Raw genomic sequence first — 20,149 nt, forward strand, 5'->3', positions numbered from 1 at the left:
TCTGGCAGAGATCTATGCCAGTTAAATTTAGCTTCGCTGAGCACTTTGTGGTTCTCGCCTGCATTACACTCCGCTCAAAATGAAGACACTCCGAAACTTCAGAACGGCGCTATGCTAAGAATAACGCATCGATCGACTCACGACTCCGGACTCACGACTTTGGGCTAAAAAAAACGGCTCAATCTTTGCTTCTCCCCAGAATAAATCCGATAAGAAACCCCATTTTAGCTCATGAACAAATTACCAGCACTATCCCCAAAACCATTCGTATCCCTTTTAATCCTGTTAACTCTTTTCCTCTCAGCCTGTTCCGAAACACCAGAACGTTTTTTCGACATTGCCATCTTAAACACCAACATGATCAACGATTTTGCCAGCGCCGATCTGGCCCGCCACATCAACGACGAAACCAAAGAATATCCCGATATCCCATCCAGTAAAAAGAAAGGCAACGAAGCCTCCACCAACCTCAACTACAAAATTTTATACCTTGAGCAATCGCTCGAAAAGGTAAAAAAACTGTCTGCTTCTGGTGATGAAGAAAAAGAAATTAAAGCCCTTTCGCAGCAATTGTACGAACTCGTAATCCCCGTTTATAAAAACGAATACCTGGCTTATGCCAAACTGTGCGACAGCAAAGGCAGCCAAAGTGCCAAAGATGAAATCATTAACAGCATCGACCAGAAATATGGCGCCCGTTTTGAGCAAAATTTTAATGCCTTAATGGAAAAAGGCAAGGCTTATGCGCAAAAAAATAACATCCAGGTAAACTGGGGTAAATAAAATAAGTAATGGTTTAATCCAGGTGTGATGCATTTGGGGTAAACCATTAATAGCCGCTAAATACATTTCATAGCCCAGTAATAGGTTAAACTATTGTTGGGCTAATTGTGCTTCAGAAAAATCGGTAATACGATTATCATCAATCTCATGCTCCGGCTTTTCAACGCTAACTTTTCTCTTCATCCTACTTACCCAATAACCACAAAGGCTTACAAAAATAGCAGCATATAAAAACCATATTAAACGAGTAAGCAAATACCTGTAATTAGAAGTATGATCTCTTAAGATACCTAGTGATAATGGTTTAAGTGTTCTAAGTGTGTCTGGCGGATAAAGGCCAGCAGCCGTAAAAAATTCATGATTACGACCATGGCCTTTATACCATACCTTGCCCAATGAGTATTTCGTAAGTGTATCAGGTATGGTAATCTTTCTTTGCTGTCGTAAGGTTTTAAGATCTAAAGGGATGATGCTTACACCAGGTTTTTGATCTCCTTCTTTAACGGGCTCGTAATGATCGCCATCCCAGTACATGTGTTTCTCACCCGCTTTAGGCATCCTCCCCGTTGTAGCCATACGCTCCCAGGCTATAAAAGAAATGCTCCCCATAAAAAGTAAAATAATACAGGAAATGATAATATAGCTACTGGGGATTAATCTAGTGGAATCTTGGTTTGTATTATCTCTTCCCTTCTTACCCCCACCATGTACTTTGCGGTCTTTTTCTATTTTCTTTCCATTAGCCACTTGCTGAAAAAAGTGTTTTAGTTCTTCTTTGCTAAACTCGCACCACTCATCGTAAGTTGGGAAATCGATTAACCAAGCAAAAAGTTTAACATGATTGTCATCTCTAATATTTGTGCCAATTGTCAAAAAGGTAATTAGTGGTCTAAATTTATCTAAATCAAATCTTTCAATACTTCTCATTTGATCCTCATGTTCATTTGTAGGATCAAACACAGATCGGATAAGATCCTGATCTACTCTTAATCTTTTCCTCAAAAAAACTGAAGCACATTCTGCTCTTAATCTATCTCGCTGTAGCTTTTCCAAATTAGTCGTTAATAGCCGTTTTTCTTTCTTTAATAGATAGAAATCGCGCAGTGATCTTTTATACTCCTCAAACATTTTCTTTAAAAATTTAGCGTAAAAATAAGGCGGAATAAGTGGAATATTTACGGTTTTCCGGAATTACAGCGGAAACTTAGGAAACATCGGAATGTATTGATAACTAATCTTTTGACTCACCCCATATTTGCATCGTTGATCAGCACAGACGGCGATTCATTATCAAAGCTAAATTAAAAAACTGATTAATAAAAGAGTAGAAATCGCGGTTGTGAATAGCCGGTTTGGGAAGCAGTTATTGGCTTCCGCGACAGACACTCAACACTTCCCAAATTTTCAGAAGGCCTTCTGATTTACAAACTGCAGAAAGGCCCGCGAATGGTTCGCGGGTACTCTGCCTAATAAATCAATTCTAAAAATTTAAGAAATGTTCATTCCATTATTTATTGCGATCCTACTAGGATTGGCAACGCCTACAAATACAAACCATTCTGCTTCTTGTGGCGGAACAACAACAGTAAACACTGCTGATACTGATCCGGGTGAGCCAGGAGATACCCCTCCGGGCGACGATACAGGTGGTGAAAATGGCCACTTGCCACCACCTAAAATAGGTGATTAATACAGTTACAAAAAGGCGGCAGCAGTGCCGCCTTTTTCTTTTAATACTGTTTTTATATTGTTTTGTCAAACTCCTAATAATCATTGATTATTTTCTTAGCTTAGGGTAAAAAACAATAACCTTGAAATATTACTATTTTACGTTCCTCTCGCTATTATTTTTTTTCTCGTGTTCGCAACAGAAAGCAACAAAAGAAAAAACAACCATCAATCCAGATTATGATAAAGCATTCGAATTTAGGGAAAAGAAAATACCTGATAGTTCCTTTATATATTTTAACAAGGCAAAAGATGTCTTTTTAAAACAAAAAGATAGTTTAGGAACTGCAAAGTGCCTAGTAAATATGGCCATAATTTCTATTGATAAAGGGGATTATTTTGGCGGTCAGGAAATTTCGACCGAAGCATTAACTTATTTCAATAAGGACAAAACAGAACAATTTGTATATCTAGAATCCGCCTTTCACGAGCTTGGCGTAGCATCTTCCTACTTAAAAAACTATTCGCAAGCCATTATATTCTATAATCAATCAATATCTTATGCACAAGATAGCATATCGATACTGGTAACCAAGAATAATATCGCAAACGCCTATGGTAAAATTGGTGCTTATCAAAAAGCACTTGCACTCTTTAGCAACATTTTAAAAAAGAAGATGAGCAATGAAAATTTCGCAAGAATATTATCCAATTATGCCTTTAACAAATGGAAGCAAAATCCTCGCTATAATGCTAAACCCGAGCTTCTAGCGGCTTTACATATACGGCTAAAAGATCATGATCTTTGGGGACAAAACGCCAGTTTTGCACATTTGGCCGACTACTATACCCTTAGCCAACCAGATACAGCCTTGTTTTATGCACATAAGATGTATGAAGGTGCTAAAAAACTAAAAAGTCCTGATGATCAATTGCAATCGTTACTAAAAATTATAAAATTAAGCCCAGAAAAAGAAACAAAACAATATTTCAATATTTATAAAAATCTAGACGATAGCCTACAAACTGCCCGCAATGCAGCCAAAAATCAATTTGCTCTAATCCGCTACGAAACGGAAAAAAACAAAGCCGATTTTCTGAAGGCCAAAGCTGAAAATATTCAAAAACAAAAAGATATACTGCTCAGAAATATAGGAATTGGTACTTTGGGGCTCTGCTTAATATTTGGTTATTTTTTATATCAAAGAAGACAGAAAAACCTAAAGCAGGAAAAGGAAATAGAAGTTAAGAAAACGGAACTCAAATACGTAAAAAAAATTCACGACCGTGTAGCCAATAGGGTATACCAGGTCATGTCGGAAGTAGAAAACACAACTAAAATAGATAAGAACGATCTTGCCGACAAACTTGATGTAATCTATAAAATATCGAGAGATCTTTCTTACGACAATAAAGATGTCCATAATGAAGAAAGCTTTTGGATTGAACTATCGAAAATGTTATACGCTTATGCCTCCGCGAAAACGAATATAGTCATTGAAGGTGGTGGAGAAAAACTTTGGGAAGCGATTAAAGAAGACACTAAAGCCGAAGTATTTTGCATTTTGCAGGAACTGATGACCAATATGAAAAAACATAGTGAGGCAGATTCCGTTACTTTAAATTTTAAACGTGAAAATGATAACATAACTGTTTTATATGTAGATAATGGAAAGGGAATGGAGATTTTAACGCCTAAAAACGGATTAAGAAATACGGAAACCCGTATAGAAAGTATTTCGGGCCATATTACTTTTGATACCAGGCCTGATGGAGGGCTTCGTGTTGAATTTTCATTTCCAACCTTATAAAAATATAGATATGTTCAAAAACGTACTCATCGCAGAAGATCATGAAATTGTTAGTAAATCGCTACGCAGCGCCCTTACCGATCTTGGCATTACTATAACCGATAAAGATTACGTATTTTATTGTGACGATGCATTTACACGCGTACAAAAAGCACTGCGCGATGGCAACCCTTACGAACTGATCATCACCGACCTTTCTTTTGATGAAGACTATCCAAAACAAAAGATAGCAGGCGGCAGGGAACTGATCAAAGCTTTAAAAGAAATACAGCCCGATTTAAAAGTACTGGTGTTTTCCATAGAAAACAGGGCATTAATCGCCAATACACTGTTTAAAGAATTAGATATCGACGCATACGTGCCAAAAGCCCGCCACGATGCAAAAGATCTTAAACTGGCTTTGGAAAGCATTTATAAAAACAAAAAATACCATTCGCCGAACCTGAGGCAAAAAGAAGAATACCTGCACGATTTTACCCGTTATGATAAAACAATTGTTTCGCTCATTTTAGATGGGAAAACCCAAAAAGAAATGTCGGGCATTTTAAAACAAAAGAAGATGGAACCATCTGGCTTGAGCAGCATCGAAAAACGGATAAATTATATCAAAACTGCGCTCAACATTTCAAATAATGGTCAGTTAATTGCTTATTGCATCGCAAATAAAGTAATTTAGCCGAGGCTAGCCTTCAGTCCATAATCGGGAGTCGATCGATTTCGTTTAGTCACTCCCGCAATTGTCCTTATTCGTGGTTGTCATCCTGAGGGGTAATTTATTTTATAAAAATCAATATAAATGACGTTAACTTTATAGAGAGTTAAGGAGGATAGCAGCATAACAGTCGCATTAATAGTGCATTAACCTGTGCCTGAGCTTTGTTTTAGCGTATAATAGTAATCAATATTGGTGAATCGTTTGATATCCCGCATGGTAGTAATATCCTTATCTGAAATACGTTGAGCTTATCTTCCTAAAAAAAACATATATTACTGGATATGAATGTTTTAAGCAAAATTTATCCCAATAGTGCAGGCATTGATATTGGGAGTGAAAAGGTTTATGTTTCTGTCGAAAACCAATCAGTGAGGAACTTCCGCACTTTTACTTCCTGTTATAAGGAATTGAGTGCCTATCTAAAAGAGTGTTCAATAACCCATGTTGCCATGGAAGCTACGGGCGTTTATTGGATTACCCTTTATGATGTTTTAGAGGCTGATGGGTTTGAGGTTACGCTGGTAAACCCAGCCGACAGCAAAAACCTTCCGGGCAGAAAGACCGATGTCCAAGACTGTCAGTGGATTCAGCAGCTCTTTAGCTACGGGTTACTCCGCAAAAGTTTTGTTCCTGAAGATATTGTAAGAAAACTGAGGGTTTATACCCGGATGCGGGAAGATAAGCTACAGATGGCCTCCTCCCACGTTCAGCATATGCAGAAAGCCCTAACCCTGATGAACATAAGGTTGCCAGAAGTGCTTTCACAAACCCATGGTGCCAGTGGAATGGCAATGATACAGGCTATTCTTGAAGGAGAACGGAACCCTGAAAAACTTTTGGCATGCTGTACCCCATCCTTAATCAAGAACAAGGGGAAAGATATTTTGCTCGCTCTTGAAGGCAATTACAAAGAAGAATACCTTTTCGAACTTCTGCAGGCCTATGATGGATATATGTTTTATATTGATCAGGTTTCCAAATGTGATATAGAAACAGGAAAAGTCCTTCAGGATTATAATAATTCTTCCAATAAAGATTACAAAGACGGGCATCCGGTCAAACCAATCCGCCATAATAAGCCAAATATTGATCAACTACACCAATTATTATTAGGAATTCATGGAGCAAACCCGACCACCTTACCAGGTTTAACAGATTACAGTTTAATGAGGCTTACGGCTGAACTTGGCAACAATATTAAGCAGTGGCCTTCAATAAAAAACTTTGTTTCCTGGTTGGGTCTGGCGCCAGGTAAGCATCAGTCAGGAAAGATGAATAAAAGAAGCAAGAAAAAACCTGTAACCAGAGCGGGGCAAATATTTAAACAGGCAGCCCAGTCTATACTGTTAAGCAAACAGCCAGGGCTGGGAGCCTTTGCCAGAAGACTTAAAGCAAAAAGGGGTTCCGGCATAGCTATAAAAGCTACCGCAAGAAAATTAGCGGAACTTTATTATAGAATATTTGATAAAGGGATGGATTATGTTGAACAGGGAGTAAAGAGATATCAAGAAAAATTAAAAGAACAACAGATCATTTTCCTTCAAAAGAAAGCAAACGAACTTAATCTACAATTGATTGAAAATTAGTCTATTACGGAAAGACGTCAATGGTAGCGGAGTCGAAGGATCTTCAACGATGAAAAGAATTTTACTGCTTTTAACAACCTCAGCGTGCGCTGTGACATGCTTCTGTGAATCTGTGTAGTTAAAAAAAGAGCTAATGTTTGGTGTTTAACATGGATAATCGCTAGGCTATTCAACCATGAACTATTAAACCATCACCCAATTAACCTATCCTAAAAGATTGCTTCGGCTCCCTCAATCCGGTCTCGCAACGAAAACAGCTATAGACTATCAACTAATGAACTATTGACTAATGAACCAACCTACGGTTTCCCGTAAGGATGCGCCATATTCCTCCTATACTTTTGAGCAGCTAAAAAAAATCACGATGGGAAAATTTATCATTACCAAAAGAACAAACGGTGAATACCAGTTTAATCTCGAAGCAGCAAACGGCAGGGTTATCCTCACCAGCGAGGGCTACGCCACAAAAGCAGGCTGCAACAAAGGTATCGAATCGGTAAAAACCAATGCACCAACCGATGTCAGGTACGACAGAAAAATTGCCAAAAACGGAGCCTACTATTTCAATTTAAAAGCTGCAAATGGCGAAATTATCGGCACCAGCCAAATGTATACTACTGCTGATGCCAGAGACAATGGTATCGAATCGGTTAAAGAAAATGCACCGAATGCATCAGTAAGTGATGAAACCATTTAATGCAAAAGTTATGGATCTTAAACTAAACTTAGAACAACTTCATCAGCGCGTGGTGGGATTAAAAGACCAGATCAATACCGAAGAGGCTACGAAAAATGCATTTGTAATGCCCTTTATTCAAATCCTTGGTTACGATATTTTTAACCCTACAGAAGTTATACCCGAACACATCTGCGATATTGGCACCAAAAAAGGTGAAAAGGTAGATTATGTGATCCGTAAAAACAATGAACCCATCCTCATTTTCGAATGTAAACACTGGAAAGAAAGTGCCGATGCGCACAACTCTCAGTTACACCGCTACTACCATGTTTCTAAAGCACGGTTTGGGGTATTAACCAACGGTACGGTTTATAATTTTTACGCCGATCTGGAAAAACCGAATATTATGGACGAGAAACCATTCTTAACCATCGATATCGAAGACCTGAAAGATAACGCCATTAAAATCCTCGAAAGTTTTACCAAAAATGAATATAATTTAGAAACGATCCTTGATTCGGCCGAAAGTTTAAAATACATTAAAGCCATCAGAAAGGAATTTGAAAAAGAAATAGACAGCCCTTCTGATGAAATGGTGAAGCTATTGGTTAACCGTTTTTTCGATAAACCCTTAACCGCAAACCGGATGATTGCTTTTAAAGACTATACCAAAAAAGCCCTTACTATTTCCATTAACGAATCCATCAGCGACCGCTTAAAATCGGCATTGAATATTAACGAGAAGATCGAGAAAAAGGAGGAGGGCAAAGTAATGCCCATAAATGAAGATCCCGATACTTCTAAAATCGTAACTACTGAAGAGGAATTAGAAGCCTTCCAGATTGTAAAGGCCATTTTGCGCGAAAAGATACCTTCGGCACGGATTGCAGCCCGCGATACCCAATCTTATTTTGGCGTACTGCTTGATGACAATAACCGCAAACCCATTTGCAGATTCCACTTTAATACCGCCAATAAATACATCGAAACTTTTCAGAACGGAAAAGATACCGGAGAGAAAAAGCAATTGTTCAACCTCGATGAACTTTATGATTATAGAAACCAACTGCATCAAACCCTGTCGCTTTATAATTAACCTTTCGATACTCAAAAAATGCAGGGATTGCTTTATTGTCTTGTAGGTAGCAGACAAGGGCAATCCCTCATTTTTATTCTTTTACTTCCTTAAGTGCGCCTGGTTATCCTGAACGGGCTTTAGCACATAAGCGAAACACCTATGCCAGTTAGTGGTTATTTTTACCATATCAGACAGGTAAGGTGGATGATAATGCTGTGCCAAGACTAAGATAATTTTTGCATTAGGGTTAGCCGTAAGGAATACATTTTTTGCCGAAATACCTTAGTGGCATGAAACATCTCGTTATACTGTTATTGTTAACACTCCTACTGGACAAAGCGCTGGCCCAAAAACAGAAAGTGATTACTTATCAATTAATGGAACCCGGTTTCAATAACAAAACAATTAAGGGCGCCATCAGCGAGGTATACACTACAAAACGTTATGGCAAAACTTTCTGGTGGGTAGTAATCGGTACCGACACCATTATCCATGTATGGCGCAGGCACCTCGATACGGCAACCATGAAACCTGGCGTGAACCGCGCTTTCTATTCCATTAAACGGCTCGATAACAGCTGGTGGAAGAAAGAAAAATCGGAAGATTATGTGAAGCCAAAGGAATAATTCATTTCTTAAAAATCCATATAAACGATTGGCGATTCTGAGTAGGGCTATACACCTCGCGAGGTCGTCATTTCGACCGCAGTGGAGAAATCTGATAAAAAGAACCTAATAAATTTTGCTTTACGGTTTTCCTTTAGGAAAAGATTTCTTGTCGCTATAGGTTTATAGTCTAAAATAATTTAAGATGAAAAAGTATTATGTAAACAAAAATGCCCAAAGTAACGGCGATCATGAAGTTCATGATGAAAACTGTATTTACTTACCGTCTAGTGATAACAGAAAGTATTTGGGTGAATTTTCTTCATGTAAAGGCGCGGTAACAGAAGCGAAAAAAACTTACAGCAAATCAAACGGTTGCAGAACATGTTCTATAGACTGCCACACAACGTAAAACTGATATAGTTTTTAACTGCTTAAAAATTGAAGGATTGTTTCATGTTCGTTTAAGAAGATGAGGCAATCCTTCTTTAGTATTTATATTCTCTGTAAAAATACATAATCAACTGTAAATCAAGCTATAACTTTTCTTAAATACTTTTTCTTTTTACGGTTTCCCGTAAGGTATAGGGCTGCGGCTTGTATACTTTTGATCAACAAACAATTAATAAACTAAACATGGAAACACAATTACAAAATGAAGTAACATTTTATCAAGATGTAAATGTTACGGTTACCCAATCGAGATATGTTACCAATTCAAAAACATATGCAATGAGGAACATATCCTCAGTTCATATTTTTGAAATTGTAAAAAGTAAAACCTTACCCATTGTGATGGTCGTACTCGGTGGCCTGATGCTCCTTTCTGAAGCATCAAGGGTTCTAGGTTTTATTCTTCTGGCTATTGGCACATTAATTTTAGTCCTTATCAAAAACGAATTCACAGTCAGAATCAGTACAAATGCAGGAGAAGTGAACAGTATTGTTTCGAAAGACAGATCATATGTTCAGAATATTGTAAACGCACTTAATCATGCAATTGTATTCAGAGGTTAAACATTTAATCCGCCCTAATTATGAAAGTTTTTCTTGTTATCTGCGCCCTCTGCTGTTTCGTAGCAATATTTAAATTGCCAATCGAATATTATACCTTTCTGAGAACAATAGTTTCGCTGGGTGCCTTGCTGCTTATTTACGTTTGGACAAAACAAAAAAACTATGCTTTAACAATTGTTTTTATCCTCGTCCTCATTCTATTTAATCCCCTGTACCCCATTTACCTGCACCGGAAAAGCATCTGGATCCCGCTCGATATCATCACCGGAATTCTCTTTTTACTAATCGCTTTTTATTCCAAAAAGGAACCCGCAAAAGAAGAAGAAAAAGCGGTTGAGCTGCCGCCCCTTCAAAAAACATACGCCAGAGACCGGATTGTTTCGGTAAAGCGAGAAATATAATCATGAATTAATAAATCAAACTCAAAACTTAACGTTATGATTGCCCAAATAGAAGAATTTTTTAACCCAAAAACAGCTGAAGCACCTCAAGATGAAAATGTGGAGATTAAGGAGCCTGTTACAGAGGAAGCAGAGGAAGTAAGAAAAAGAACTTACCACGAAGCAGGCTTTAGAGATGGATCGCGAAACAGTGGCAGCCCTTTGGCACTTGCGATATGCCTGAATGCCATCTATGCCAAGTTCCAAAACGAAGAAAAAGAATTGGTAGAAAAACAGCAATTGGCTAAAGAGCCCTATATCAACGAGCAGAAAACAAAGGAAACAGAAGTCAAAACCCTTGCCATCAGTGAAGAAAGCAAAAAGCAACAAATCGCCCAGGTTGAAACTAATATCAGAAAGGTAAAAGACAATATCGAAGAGTTAAAATTCGAAATTAATGAACTGGCCAGAGATCCTGAAAAATACCATATCAGTGCTTCAAAAGGTGCCTCAACAAAATTCTGGATTGGTCTGATCATCCTGATGCCTTTAAGCTTATATTTATTTACCTTTTATATTTCTACCTCTTATTCAGCCTTCTTTAAACCTTTTGACGCAACTAGTACTATTATCATGAATGTGCTCGATTCAAAGGCTTTTTCAAAGGCCTGGCAGGATGGATCGCTAGAAGGTGCTTTCGTAACCTTTATTCCGTTCGTTTTCTTAGGCCTAGGCTATTTAATCCATATGTTTGGCGAAGTGAAAAGTGTAGTAAACTATGTTAAAATCGGTCTTCTTTTACTCACCACCTTTGTGTTCGATGCCATTCTGGCCTATCAGATAGAAGAAAAGATTTATGAATTAACCAAAACTTTCGATACTCCTCCATTTAATCTCCCTATTGCCTTTGGCAAAATCCAGTTCTGGGGAATCATCTTTGCAGGTTTTGTGGTGTATTTAATCTGGGGTGTGGTATTCGATTTTATCATGAAAGAACACCGCGAAAAAGACAAAATCAAACATGAGCAGCTCCGCAGAAAAAAGGACATCCAAATTCATCAGGATAGGATAACGGATATCGAAATGCAAAAAGAAAAGCTGATCGCAGAACTCAGCGATATAAAAAAACTTTCGCTTGAATCACAGGGGCGCATTGTTACCCTGCAAAGAATCATCGATGCCGTAATTATTCCTACCAAAGAATACGTGCTGTATGCCTCTGAGTACATGCAAGGCTGGATTACATTTGTTAATGAAAAACTCCGCATTTCACAGCACGAAAAATTAGATCTTCAAAATGAATGCAGAGCCTGTTATGATGAAAACCTTAAAAGTGTAGGGGCCAGTGAAGATTCTCAAAATTCAGTTTATGTATCTACATTATAAAACCAGCACCATGAAATCGAAATTGTTAGCCTTATTACTAATCCCACTAATTGTTGGCGTTTTTGTAAAAGAAAGTAAAGCCCAAACGCAGAACCTAAACATCAGCTTTTTGCTCGATTTATCTGATCGGATAGCGCCAAAAAAGAACCCCGATTTCTATCAAAGAGATCTCGGATATATAAAATCTGTAGAAACAGCCTTTGTCAATCATGTAAAAGGAAAAAAAATAATGCTTTTAAACGATCAGATGCAGGTTTTTTTTGATCCGATTCCTAAAATTCCAAATATCAATGAGCTGAGCCAACAATTGAAAATAAGTTTCAATCCAAAAACAGATAAAAAAGCTATTCTGGGTATTGATAACATTTACACACAAGTTTCTTCAAAAATCTATACATACACCATTAAAGACAATCATTATGTTGGTTCCGATATTTGGAAGTTCTTCAAAAATAGTGTTCAGAATTATTGTATTAAAGACAAACAACGAAATATATTGGTGATATTAACCGATGGTTATATGTATCATCAAAACAGTAAGTTTTTAGATAAAGGTAAAAGCTCTTACATCACCCCGGCATTTATCCAGTCAAAAAAGCTCATCTCTTCCGATTATAGGGCAATCATGAAAAAGAATAAGCTGGGTTTTATTTCTTTTCCTTATAATTTAAAAGACCTTGAAATTATTGTTTTGGGCATTAATCCATCAAAACAAAACCCATACGAAGAAGATGTGATCAAACAATACTGGGCAGATTGGTTTACTGCTATGAATGTGAAAAAATTCCACTTAATCACAACCGATCTGTCCGCCAATTTAGCACCTGTACTTCAAAAAATTATTTCAGGAAAATAAGATGGTATATTCGTTAATTTAAAACCAGCAATAATCTTCTATAACACAGCTTGTTGATTAACCACTTTTCAATAAAATCATCCCTCAACCATGAAAATGCTCTCCTTACTCCTCTTTTTCTTTACCAACATTGCTTGTAAAGAAAATACAACCGTGTACATTTGCAACAGTCCTGGTGCTAAAAAATACCACTACACCTCCAGTTGCCGCGGTTTAAGCAATTGCACCTATAAAATTATAAAGGTAGATATAGAAAAAGCCAAAAAAGACGGAAAAAAATTATGCGGTTGGGAAAAGTAAGTTTATTGGTTTTATGGTTAACGCTCCAGGCTTGTTTCATCCCGCCAGGCGAAAGCAAACCACTAGTAAACTACAACCATCTTGTTTTTACCGCCAAAGTGATCCGCATTATGGATGGCGATACCATGGAGGTATTATACCACAACCAGCCCGTTAAAATCCGCTTGGCCCATATCGATTGCCCTGAGAAACTCGGCTCGCAGCCTTTTGGCAACAATGCTAAAAAAGCTTTATCCGATTTATGTTTCGGGCAAATGGTTAGCATACAAGGCCAAAAATACGACCGCTACAAAAGATTGATTGCTGTGGTTGTTAACAATAAAAAACAGGTAGTGAACCAGGAAATGATTAAGCAGGGTATGGCCTGGCATTTTAAAAAATACTCCAGCGACCCGCTTTATGCGCAGTTGGAAATTACCGCCAGGAAAAACAAAGTAGGCTTGTGGCAGGAAGCAGATGCGGTTGCACCCTGGGCATGGCGGGAAACGAAGCATAGTTTGGCAAAGTAGTCATTGAAACAATGCCCACGATGTTATCTGGCAATTTTTTATCAAAAGTTATCAGATTTAACCTGAATTACTGCATGACCATGGGTCTGGAAACTAAGAACATATTTTTGATCCTAAGCAACCACCTTGTATTCTGGAACGATGTCGCGTCCTGGCAGGAGGGTAGATTAAGATAGACTGTAATTGATATCAGTTGAATAGATTATACTCTGCTGGCAAGAAAAAAGGACGATAGCAATTCGATTTAACAAAAACTTAACGTTAAAAAGTTCAACCCATTACTTTTTTGGTTTATTTTTATGTAACATCTAAAACGCATGAAAATCAACAAACTCACACTACTGATCATTTCAGTCTGCTGCCTTTCTATGAGCGGCGTGAAATGCAAAAAAGAAACATCATTAACCAAAGAGGAGGAATTGCCTGCACTAACCCAGAAGGGTGCTAACACCTTCGGCTTTGTACTCAATGGAAAGGTATGGCTGCCAAAAGGAGCGTTGCTCCAGGATAAGCTAAATATTACGTATGATGCAAATTTCAATGGTGGAACCCTGAATATTACTGCACATCGGTATCTGGATGGAGACCAGTTTCAAAGCGTAGCGATCGCCAGTTACAATATCAGTAAAACAGGAACCTATTCTATTGATAAAGACAAGGTTCTTGTGAGCTTTTATAAAACAGGAAGTTGCACTTACAGCTCCCATGAAATTGTTCCAAAAGGTGTCCTGAAAATTACCAAATTGGACCTGACTGAGAAAGTAATTTCTGGTTCCTTTGAGTTTGTTCTCGAAAAACAGGGCTGCGAAATCATAAATGCTACTGAAGGTAGATTTGATCTAAAAATTTAGTAGAAGCAACAGTAATTATTTCTTTTTATTTCTCTGGCCGACATCGGAACGGGTATTCACATGAAAAAAAATCAAGTTTAAGGCAATCTGGTCTACTAATGTCCCGGCTTATTTCCCGTTTATTTAATCTTGTCAATCATTAAGTTAACAAACCACCTATGAAAAAATTTTTCGCTCTCTTTATCCTCTTGCTGTCAATGGGGAAAATCATCCATGCCCAGGACACGATAAGCCTGGAAGGCAAAATGCGATACATTTTTGCGCAGCTCAATAGAAACGATATTTCGACTGGTTTCCTGGAAGAAAGAGGTTTTCCCATGATTTCCCTCAAACCCTTTAACGGTACGCTCACTGATAGTAACAAGTTAAGCATTAATACGTTAAGGGCGGGCTATTTCACGCTGTATTCGAGTTGCATGTTACAAACGAATCCTCTACTACCTGTCGATAGCATCAATAACCGAATCGATAGGTACTTTCCTCTTCAGGACGCAGTGCCGGTAAGCGTAGTTTTAGGTAGGTTCAATACTTTTAAACCTGATGCACTGTCTAATAATCTGGTGAGCATTGATGGAGATGATGTGATCCATGATGTTGCAGGTAGGACGGCATTACCCTATCTGACAAATTCTCTTTTCGCTGCAAGCCCGATCATAGATGAATTTGCGACAGGAAATTTTTCGCTCATTTTTAAGCAGGACTTATTTTTTACCAATAGCGGTTTAACGGTTAACCATCTGTACATTGATTTTGACGATGGGCAGGGGTATCGCACCACTACCTGGAATTCTCCCATTTACCCTGCTTATAGCACTATCGGGACAAAAAATATAAAGATAAAGGTGATCCTCAGTGATAACAGCAGTTATGAATGTTATTCACCGATCACAGTTAAGGAGATTTCCGCACTTTTACGGTTTAATCCCGATTCTCCCAATGTTATTGAAACATTTTATCCAACAGGAAATCACAGCGGCGGCAGGGTTTTCGTTCGCTACAGCAGTCTCAATGGAAGTGGACACATCAAAAAACCGTTAATTGTTGCCGAAGGCTATGATCCATCTTCTACTGCGCCCAACTTGGGGGGAGCGAATTTTACCTATAAAAATTTTGTTAACCAAATCTCAACTGATGCACTTCCATACGACTTGAATGGAAAGCTTGATGACGTTGCCGGTTACGATCTGGTATTTATTGATTACAATAACGGTACCGATGATATTGTTAGAAATGCCAATCTGTTCAAGGATGTACTGTTATGGGTAAATGCAGATAAGGCGTTGGGCGGTAGCAGTGAACAAAACGTGGTAATGGGGGTTAGTATGGGCGGTCTTGTGGCACGATACGGTCTGGCGGATCTCACCAAAAACAACATCGCTACACAGACACGCCTGCTCATCACACACGACAGTCCACACCAGGGAGCGAATGTGCCTGTGGGATTGCAGGAAGTGGTTTTGAATATTGGCCGTGCTGAAATCCTTGGTTTTAATGTTCAGGAAATCCTTCCACAATATGCTGAAATTACCAGGTTGATGCAGAGCCCTGCAACTCAGCAATTATTAAAATACAGGGTAGAAACGCATGTAAATACTATAGGCCCTCCTTTTTTCTTCTTCGATTATTACTATACCACAATTGAATCGAACACGTGGCTATCAAACGTCTATAGGCCAATGATTACCTTTACATCTTCAGATCCTCAACCCAGCTACCGTTTTATCGCAACAAGCCAGGGGTCTGAATGCGGTACGGCACTTGCAGCTCCAGGTTCTTCGCTGCTAAATGTACAGGGCCACGCCGCCGCAGCATTGCTGCCATTTTTAGCTAGCGCCAAGGCTAATGCGAGCATAGAAGCTAACGCTCTTCCAAATATGTGGGGTGGTGGGCAGATAGCTAAAATCGATATGTCCTTAAAAATATATCTTTTTGGTTTGGTTAGAGTCAGAAAGGATGTTTTTAAATCAATAAAAACATTGAACAGTTCAAGCTACCTTCCAATTGACGGTGCGCCTGGTGGAACTTCTCCGATAGGAAGCGCTAGTTTCGGCGGCAGTATTGGTGGATCTTTGGATGTACTTTTCTTAAAGCTACTGTATGGAGCTTCAGCAGGTGGAACGCTCAACAATTTCACTTTTGTACCTACAGTAAGTGCTTTGGATATCCAGAACATCGATCAGGTAAGTTTGTCGAAAGTCTACACAGGTGGGGTTAGCCCAACAGGATATCCTTCAACGGCCTTCAATTTCATTGCACAGGGAGGCGGTAATGTACGCCACACAACCTTTACCGCGCGTACTTCTGAGTGGTTATTCAACGAAATAGAAAATGTTACTGGTAACAACCTCAACTGCTCCCCTACCTGCCAGCCTGCATATGATCTTTCCCTTACCGGGCCAAAGATAATGTGCGATGAGGCTACCTATACTGTAAACAATCTGCAGCCCGGACAGACCGTGACCTGGAGTGTTGAAGGGCCTGCATATATCAGCGCTAGCGCTGGCAACGAGGCCACTGTTACCAGAACAGGTTATGGTTTGGGAAAAGTTAAAGCGATTATCAGCTCGTATTGTGGTAGCATACCTTTAGAGGTCGCATCAGTTAGAATGGGGGTACCTTATGGTATAAATGTTACCGAGATTTATTCTGAAGACGGGTGTGGGGGGATTGCTCCTGATGGTACGGTGTTGTTCTCAACCAGTAACAGGCCTTACATCGAATACAATAATATTTTTAAGTGGAACATTGGCCAAACGCCGGCATTTCCGGTTGAAGTAAATTATTATATTGCGAACGCCAACGGGATTTTCTATCAAAAGAAGTTTACTACCTCAGAGAGCAATGGAATGGTTATATTTCCGAGAATGGAAATGCCAGAAGGCTTTTATAATCTTGAGTTGTGGTTAACAGGTACCGAATGCTCAGAGCCCATGTGGGAAGAAGGGTTCATTGTGGTAAACTGTGATGCCAATCTGCGTATGGTTGTCTATCCAAATCCTACCAGTAATGAGCTGAAGATTGGTTATCAAAACCTTGAACAGGCAAAGTCTGTCTCTAAAGCAGGCAAAATAGAAGGTCAACGCGATTTTTCGGCTAAACTGTATGATAGAAAAGGGAAGGTATTAAGGGAAGGTAAAACAGGCTCAAATAAAGAAGTTACCTTTCAAGTATCTGACCTGCCCAATGGAACCTATTTTGTCCATATCAAAGATGGGGCACAGACATCTATGAAACAGGTTATTATACAACATTAACTTTTGTATCTATCAGGGGAGATATCTTCATCTCCCCTAAATTCGCCCTATATGAAAAGATCTTGTTTATGCCTTACGCTTTTTTATTTTCTTTCTATACAGTATGCGAAACCGCAGCTGATAGAACAGGCGCCCTTGTCATCAAACAAGTTGGCTGTTCCGTTTTTACTGCTCTCCAGCGATGCCATTTCTTCCGGCATGGGTGAGGCAGGTGCTGCTTTGCTTTCCAGCAGCAGTACTGCCGAGGCGAGTACGGCAAAGTCAGCCTTTTTGGAAGGAAAACTTGGCGTAAACCTTTCCTACACGCCCTGGTTAAAGGAATTGGTCAGCGATAGAAAGTTAATGTTTGTAGGCGGTTTTTGCCGTCTGGATTCCAAAATGACTTTAACAACTTCGCTAAATTATCTCTCATATGGACAGATCGATCTGATCGACGCGAATAAAACCAATCTGGGCAATATTCAACCAACCGAATATGTGGCAAGCGTTGGTATAGCTAAGGGTTTCGGCTCAAGGTTTTCCTTGGGTATGAAACTGAAAATCATACACTCCAATCTTTATACCGGCAGTGATGCAGCTGTTTCCAGGCAGGCGGGCAGTGCATACTGTATCGATATATCCTCTTATCACATCTTCTCTGTCGGTTATTCGAATAGCGCCCAAGTCGCGCTCGCAATCAATATAGAAAATATTGGCCCCAAAATCTCTTATTACAACCGAGCAGATCAGAAATCATTTTTGCCAGGTAACCTAAGGATTGGTTCAGCTTATAAAACCATGGTTGATCCCATTAGTGAGTTGGGAATTGCGCTCGACTTCAGTAAGCTGCTGGTCCCTTTAGATGATGTGAACGCAAATGAAAGCCTGATGCAAGGTATGGTTTCATCTTTTAACTCAAATGGGGCATTTAATTTCGGGGTTTCTTTAGGTGCTGAGTATTGCTACAAGAAAACTGCGGCATTCCGGCTGGGATATAATCTGCAAGGTGACGAGCGTTCACCGGGAAGTTTTTTTTCTGTCGGCATTGGCTTCAAACGAAAAACGATTGCGTTGAATATGGCTTATCTAACCGGAAACCCTCAACGGACATTTTTAAGTAACACGATGCGCTTTACCTTGGGCTACGCGATATAAAAACACTAAGATTCCGGGTGTATATTTCAGTAGGCGTTGTCGAAAACAAGATTGGCGGATTAAATCTGGCTATTCTGTTTGGTGCCGATGCTGGTGTATGTTTTAGGTTAATGTTAAGGGAGGTATTGATTTATTTGTCGGTACCTTGCAGGCAGGGTCATGACGAAGAACTACTTTCTCCAAAACAACAATAAATCGCTTTAATTAGTCATTTTTTCTGGAATATTCCGGGGTGAAAACATTTTCCTGTATTTGTGCGGTATATCTTTTTACCCATTCGGCGTAATAATATTCAGCATACAAAGTGCCCTTTTTAATGTTGAATTTTGCAAACGGCTTTCCTGGTTTGGGTGTCTCTTTTAAACCAAAAGTCTCCTTGGTTCCATTGTCGAATTTGCAGTCCATATCTCTTGCCCAGATCATTTCGAATTCGGTGTTGCTTATCTTTTTTATGGGATAGAAATACACACATTGGCCGTGGTACTCAAAAGCCAGTGAGGTTTCCCCAATATTCAGCGTAACCATTCCGTTTGCCCACTTGCCGGTAAAATCATTCTGGTTCTGAAAAGTGCTAACCAAACTGTTGTAATCAAAACCTTCCATTTCCGATATTTTCCATTGATTGTTTTCTTTTAAAGCTTTAAGATTGTAAACGATGTCTTCTCCCCAAGCCCAGTTATAAAATATGCCATCCTTTTCTTCCCGCAGGTGCATAATATATAGTTTGCTTAAAAAATCATCCGGTACATCCTGGCAATTGCACCAGAGATTTGCACCATTGCCGAATGGTGGTAGTTCGCCGGTTTTCCATCGTAGCGTACCATCCTTCATTTTAGCATCAATGGTCATAGCAATTTTGTTGTAACTGCTTATAAAAGTTTCAGAGAATAATCCCGAACCCCTTATCTTCTGCAGCTTTTGTTTGTGTAACTTCATATCAAACCCAACATATGCAGTATCGTTTTTTTCTTTCAGCAAGGGGCTAAAATAATCGTCATTATCATCCCTTTGGTTCCATTTGTACAAGTTTTTGGTAAGTTGCAACAAGGCAATACTATCTTGCGATGAATATGGCATTGCTTTTTTTTGTACAGCTATGGCACCCTCTTGCCGGGCAGAATGTTTACTTTTGCTATTTGGGTTACAGCCCCCCAGGATGATTATTATAATGATGGTTAACGCCAGTGATTTTATTTCTGTTTTCATTCATTGATGGGCTTATAGCTGATCCTGTGTATTAATGCTCTTGGTAAAAAAAGGTAAAGCATTAAAAATAACTATTCTCATCGCTATTTTCAATACTTATTATGTTTATCAATTTTCAAACAGACCAGGGAGGAAAGGTTTTATGCCGTTGTTTTTATTAGGTGCTCAATGTGTATTTCACCTCGGTAGCACTTCTTAATTTCGGTTACATATTGTTTGAATAGATAACTGGGATCACGCCTTCTGATTAACTTACCATTGATCAGGTTGATTAAAAAAGCACTGAGAGAACTTTAATATTGAGGAAAATTGTAGCAAAATGAAACGAAAA

General features: G+C 38.9%; 20 protein-coding genes. 18 read left to right on the top strand and 2 right to left on the bottom strand.

The features are described from left to right. Window positions 1-231 precede the first annotated feature (231 nt). Entirely contained in the window at window positions 232-783 is a 552-nt protein-coding gene (locus tag ACN9MR_RS22420) for a hypothetical protein (protein ID WP_426326757.1), read from the top strand. A 90-nt stretch (window positions 784-873) separates the two neighbouring features. Here ACN9MR_RS22420 and ACN9MR_RS22425 read toward each other — a convergent pair whose 3' ends face one another. Then, window positions 874-1,911, bottom strand: a complete 1,038-nt coding sequence (locus tag ACN9MR_RS22425) for a hypothetical protein (protein WP_426326758.1) — start codon at window positions 1,909-1,911, stop codon at window positions 874-876. Window positions 1,912-2,278: 367 nt separating this feature from the next. Here ACN9MR_RS22425 and ACN9MR_RS22430 point away from each other — a divergent pair, with 367 nt between their 5' ends. From ACN9MR_RS22430 to ACN9MR_RS22510, 17 genes are all read left to right on the top strand, one after another. Beyond that, window positions 2,279-2,473, top strand: coding sequence for a hypothetical protein (locus ACN9MR_RS22430; protein ID WP_426326759.1), 195 nt, complete (start codon window positions 2,279-2,281; stop codon window positions 2,471-2,473). Between the two features lie 121 nt (window positions 2,474-2,594). Then, window positions 2,595-4,262 carry a tetratricopeptide repeat-containing sensor histidine kinase gene (locus ACN9MR_RS22435; protein ID WP_426326760.1) on the top strand — a complete coding sequence of 556 codons (1,668 nt, stop codon included), beginning with the start codon at window positions 2,595-2,597 and terminating at the stop codon, window positions 4,260-4,262. A gap of 10 nt (window positions 4,263-4,272) precedes the next feature. After that, complete coding sequence (locus tag ACN9MR_RS22440) at window positions 4,273-4,938, top strand: response regulator (RefSeq protein WP_426326761.1); 666 nt, start codon at window positions 4,273-4,275, stop codon at window positions 4,936-4,938. A 320-nt stretch (window positions 4,939-5,258) separates the two neighbouring features. Then, the gene (locus ACN9MR_RS22445; protein ID WP_426324980.1) at window positions 5,259-6,563 is read left to right on the top strand and encodes an IS110 family transposase; all 1,305 of its coding nucleotides are present in this window, start codon (window positions 5,259-5,261) and stop codon (window positions 6,561-6,563) included. Between the two features lie 364 nt (window positions 6,564-6,927). Beyond that, the gene (locus tag ACN9MR_RS22450) at window positions 6,928-7,260 is read left to right on the top strand and encodes a YegP family protein (protein WP_426326762.1); all 333 of its coding nucleotides are present in this window, start codon (window positions 6,928-6,930) and stop codon (window positions 7,258-7,260) included. Window positions 7,261-7,270: 10 nt separating this feature from the next. Then, the gene (locus ACN9MR_RS22455) at window positions 7,271-8,338 is read left to right on the top strand and encodes a type I restriction endonuclease (protein ID WP_426326763.1); all 1,068 of its coding nucleotides are present in this window, start codon (window positions 7,271-7,273) and stop codon (window positions 8,336-8,338) included. Window positions 8,339-8,610: 272 nt separating this feature from the next. Next, window positions 8,611-8,946 carry a hypothetical protein gene (locus ACN9MR_RS22460; protein ID WP_426326764.1) on the top strand — a complete coding sequence of 112 codons (336 nt, stop codon included), beginning with the start codon at window positions 8,611-8,613 and terminating at the stop codon, window positions 8,944-8,946. A 615-nt stretch (window positions 8,947-9,561) separates the two neighbouring features. Further along, window positions 9,562-9,942 carry a DUF6232 family protein gene (locus ACN9MR_RS22465; RefSeq protein WP_426326765.1) on the top strand — a complete coding sequence of 127 codons (381 nt, stop codon included), beginning with the start codon at window positions 9,562-9,564 and terminating at the stop codon, window positions 9,940-9,942. Window positions 9,943-9,962: 20 nt separating this feature from the next. Then, a complete protein-coding gene (locus ACN9MR_RS22470) occupies window positions 9,963-10,343 on the top strand; it encodes a DUF6804 family protein (protein WP_426326766.1) in 381 nt (126 codons plus the stop codon). 36 nt (window positions 10,344-10,379) lie between these two features. Continuing rightward, on the top strand, window positions 10,380-11,708 hold the full coding sequence (locus ACN9MR_RS22475) for a hypothetical protein (protein ID WP_426326767.1): 1,329 nt from the start codon (window positions 10,380-10,382) through the stop codon (window positions 11,706-11,708). A 10-nt stretch (window positions 11,709-11,718) separates the two neighbouring features. Then, window positions 11,719-12,564: a hypothetical protein gene (locus ACN9MR_RS22480; RefSeq protein WP_426326768.1), complete on the top strand. Its 846-nt coding sequence runs from the start codon at window positions 11,719-11,721 to the stop codon at window positions 12,562-12,564. Between the two features lie 90 nt (window positions 12,565-12,654). Further along, window positions 12,655-12,864: a hypothetical protein gene (locus tag ACN9MR_RS22485; protein WP_426326769.1), complete on the top strand. Its 210-nt coding sequence runs from the start codon at window positions 12,655-12,657 to the stop codon at window positions 12,862-12,864. Next, a complete protein-coding gene (locus tag ACN9MR_RS22490) occupies window positions 12,846-13,373 on the top strand; it encodes a thermonuclease family protein (RefSeq protein WP_426326770.1) in 528 nt (175 codons plus the stop codon). Before ACN9MR_RS22485 ends, ACN9MR_RS22490 begins: the two co-directional genes overlap by 19 nt. A 317-nt stretch (window positions 13,374-13,690) precedes the next feature. Beyond that, entirely contained in the window at window positions 13,691-14,224 is a 534-nt protein-coding gene (locus tag ACN9MR_RS22495; RefSeq protein ID WP_426326771.1) for a DUF6252 family protein, read from the top strand. A 158-nt stretch (window positions 14,225-14,382) separates the two neighbouring features. Continuing rightward, window positions 14,383-17,478 (top strand): T9SS type A sorting domain-containing protein, encoded by a 3,096-nt coding sequence (locus ACN9MR_RS22500; RefSeq protein ID WP_426326772.1) that lies wholly within the window; start codon window positions 14,383-14,385, stop codon window positions 17,476-17,478. 51 nt (window positions 17,479-17,529) lie between these two features. Further along, window positions 17,530-18,612 (top strand): type IX secretion system outer membrane channel protein PorV, encoded by a 1,083-nt coding sequence (gene porV, locus ACN9MR_RS22505; protein ID WP_426326773.1) that lies wholly within the window; start codon window positions 17,530-17,532, stop codon window positions 18,610-18,612. 17 nt (window positions 18,613-18,629) lie between these two features. Next, window positions 18,630-18,806, top strand: coding sequence for a hypothetical protein (locus ACN9MR_RS22510; RefSeq protein WP_426326774.1), 177 nt, complete (start codon window positions 18,630-18,632; stop codon window positions 18,804-18,806). A 10-nt stretch (window positions 18,807-18,816) separates the two neighbouring features. Here the strand turns inward: ACN9MR_RS22510 and ACN9MR_RS22515 are convergent, their stop codons facing one another. Further along, complete coding sequence (locus ACN9MR_RS22515) at window positions 18,817-19,818, bottom strand: hypothetical protein (RefSeq protein ID WP_426326775.1); 1,002 nt, start codon at window positions 19,816-19,818, stop codon at window positions 18,817-18,819. Between the last annotated feature and the right edge of the window lie 331 nt (window positions 19,819-20,149).

It is taken from the genome of Pedobacter sp. R-06, from assembly GCF_049913135.1.
Taxonomy (GTDB): Bacteria; Bacteroidota; Bacteroidia; order Sphingobacteriales; family Sphingobacteriaceae; genus Pedobacter.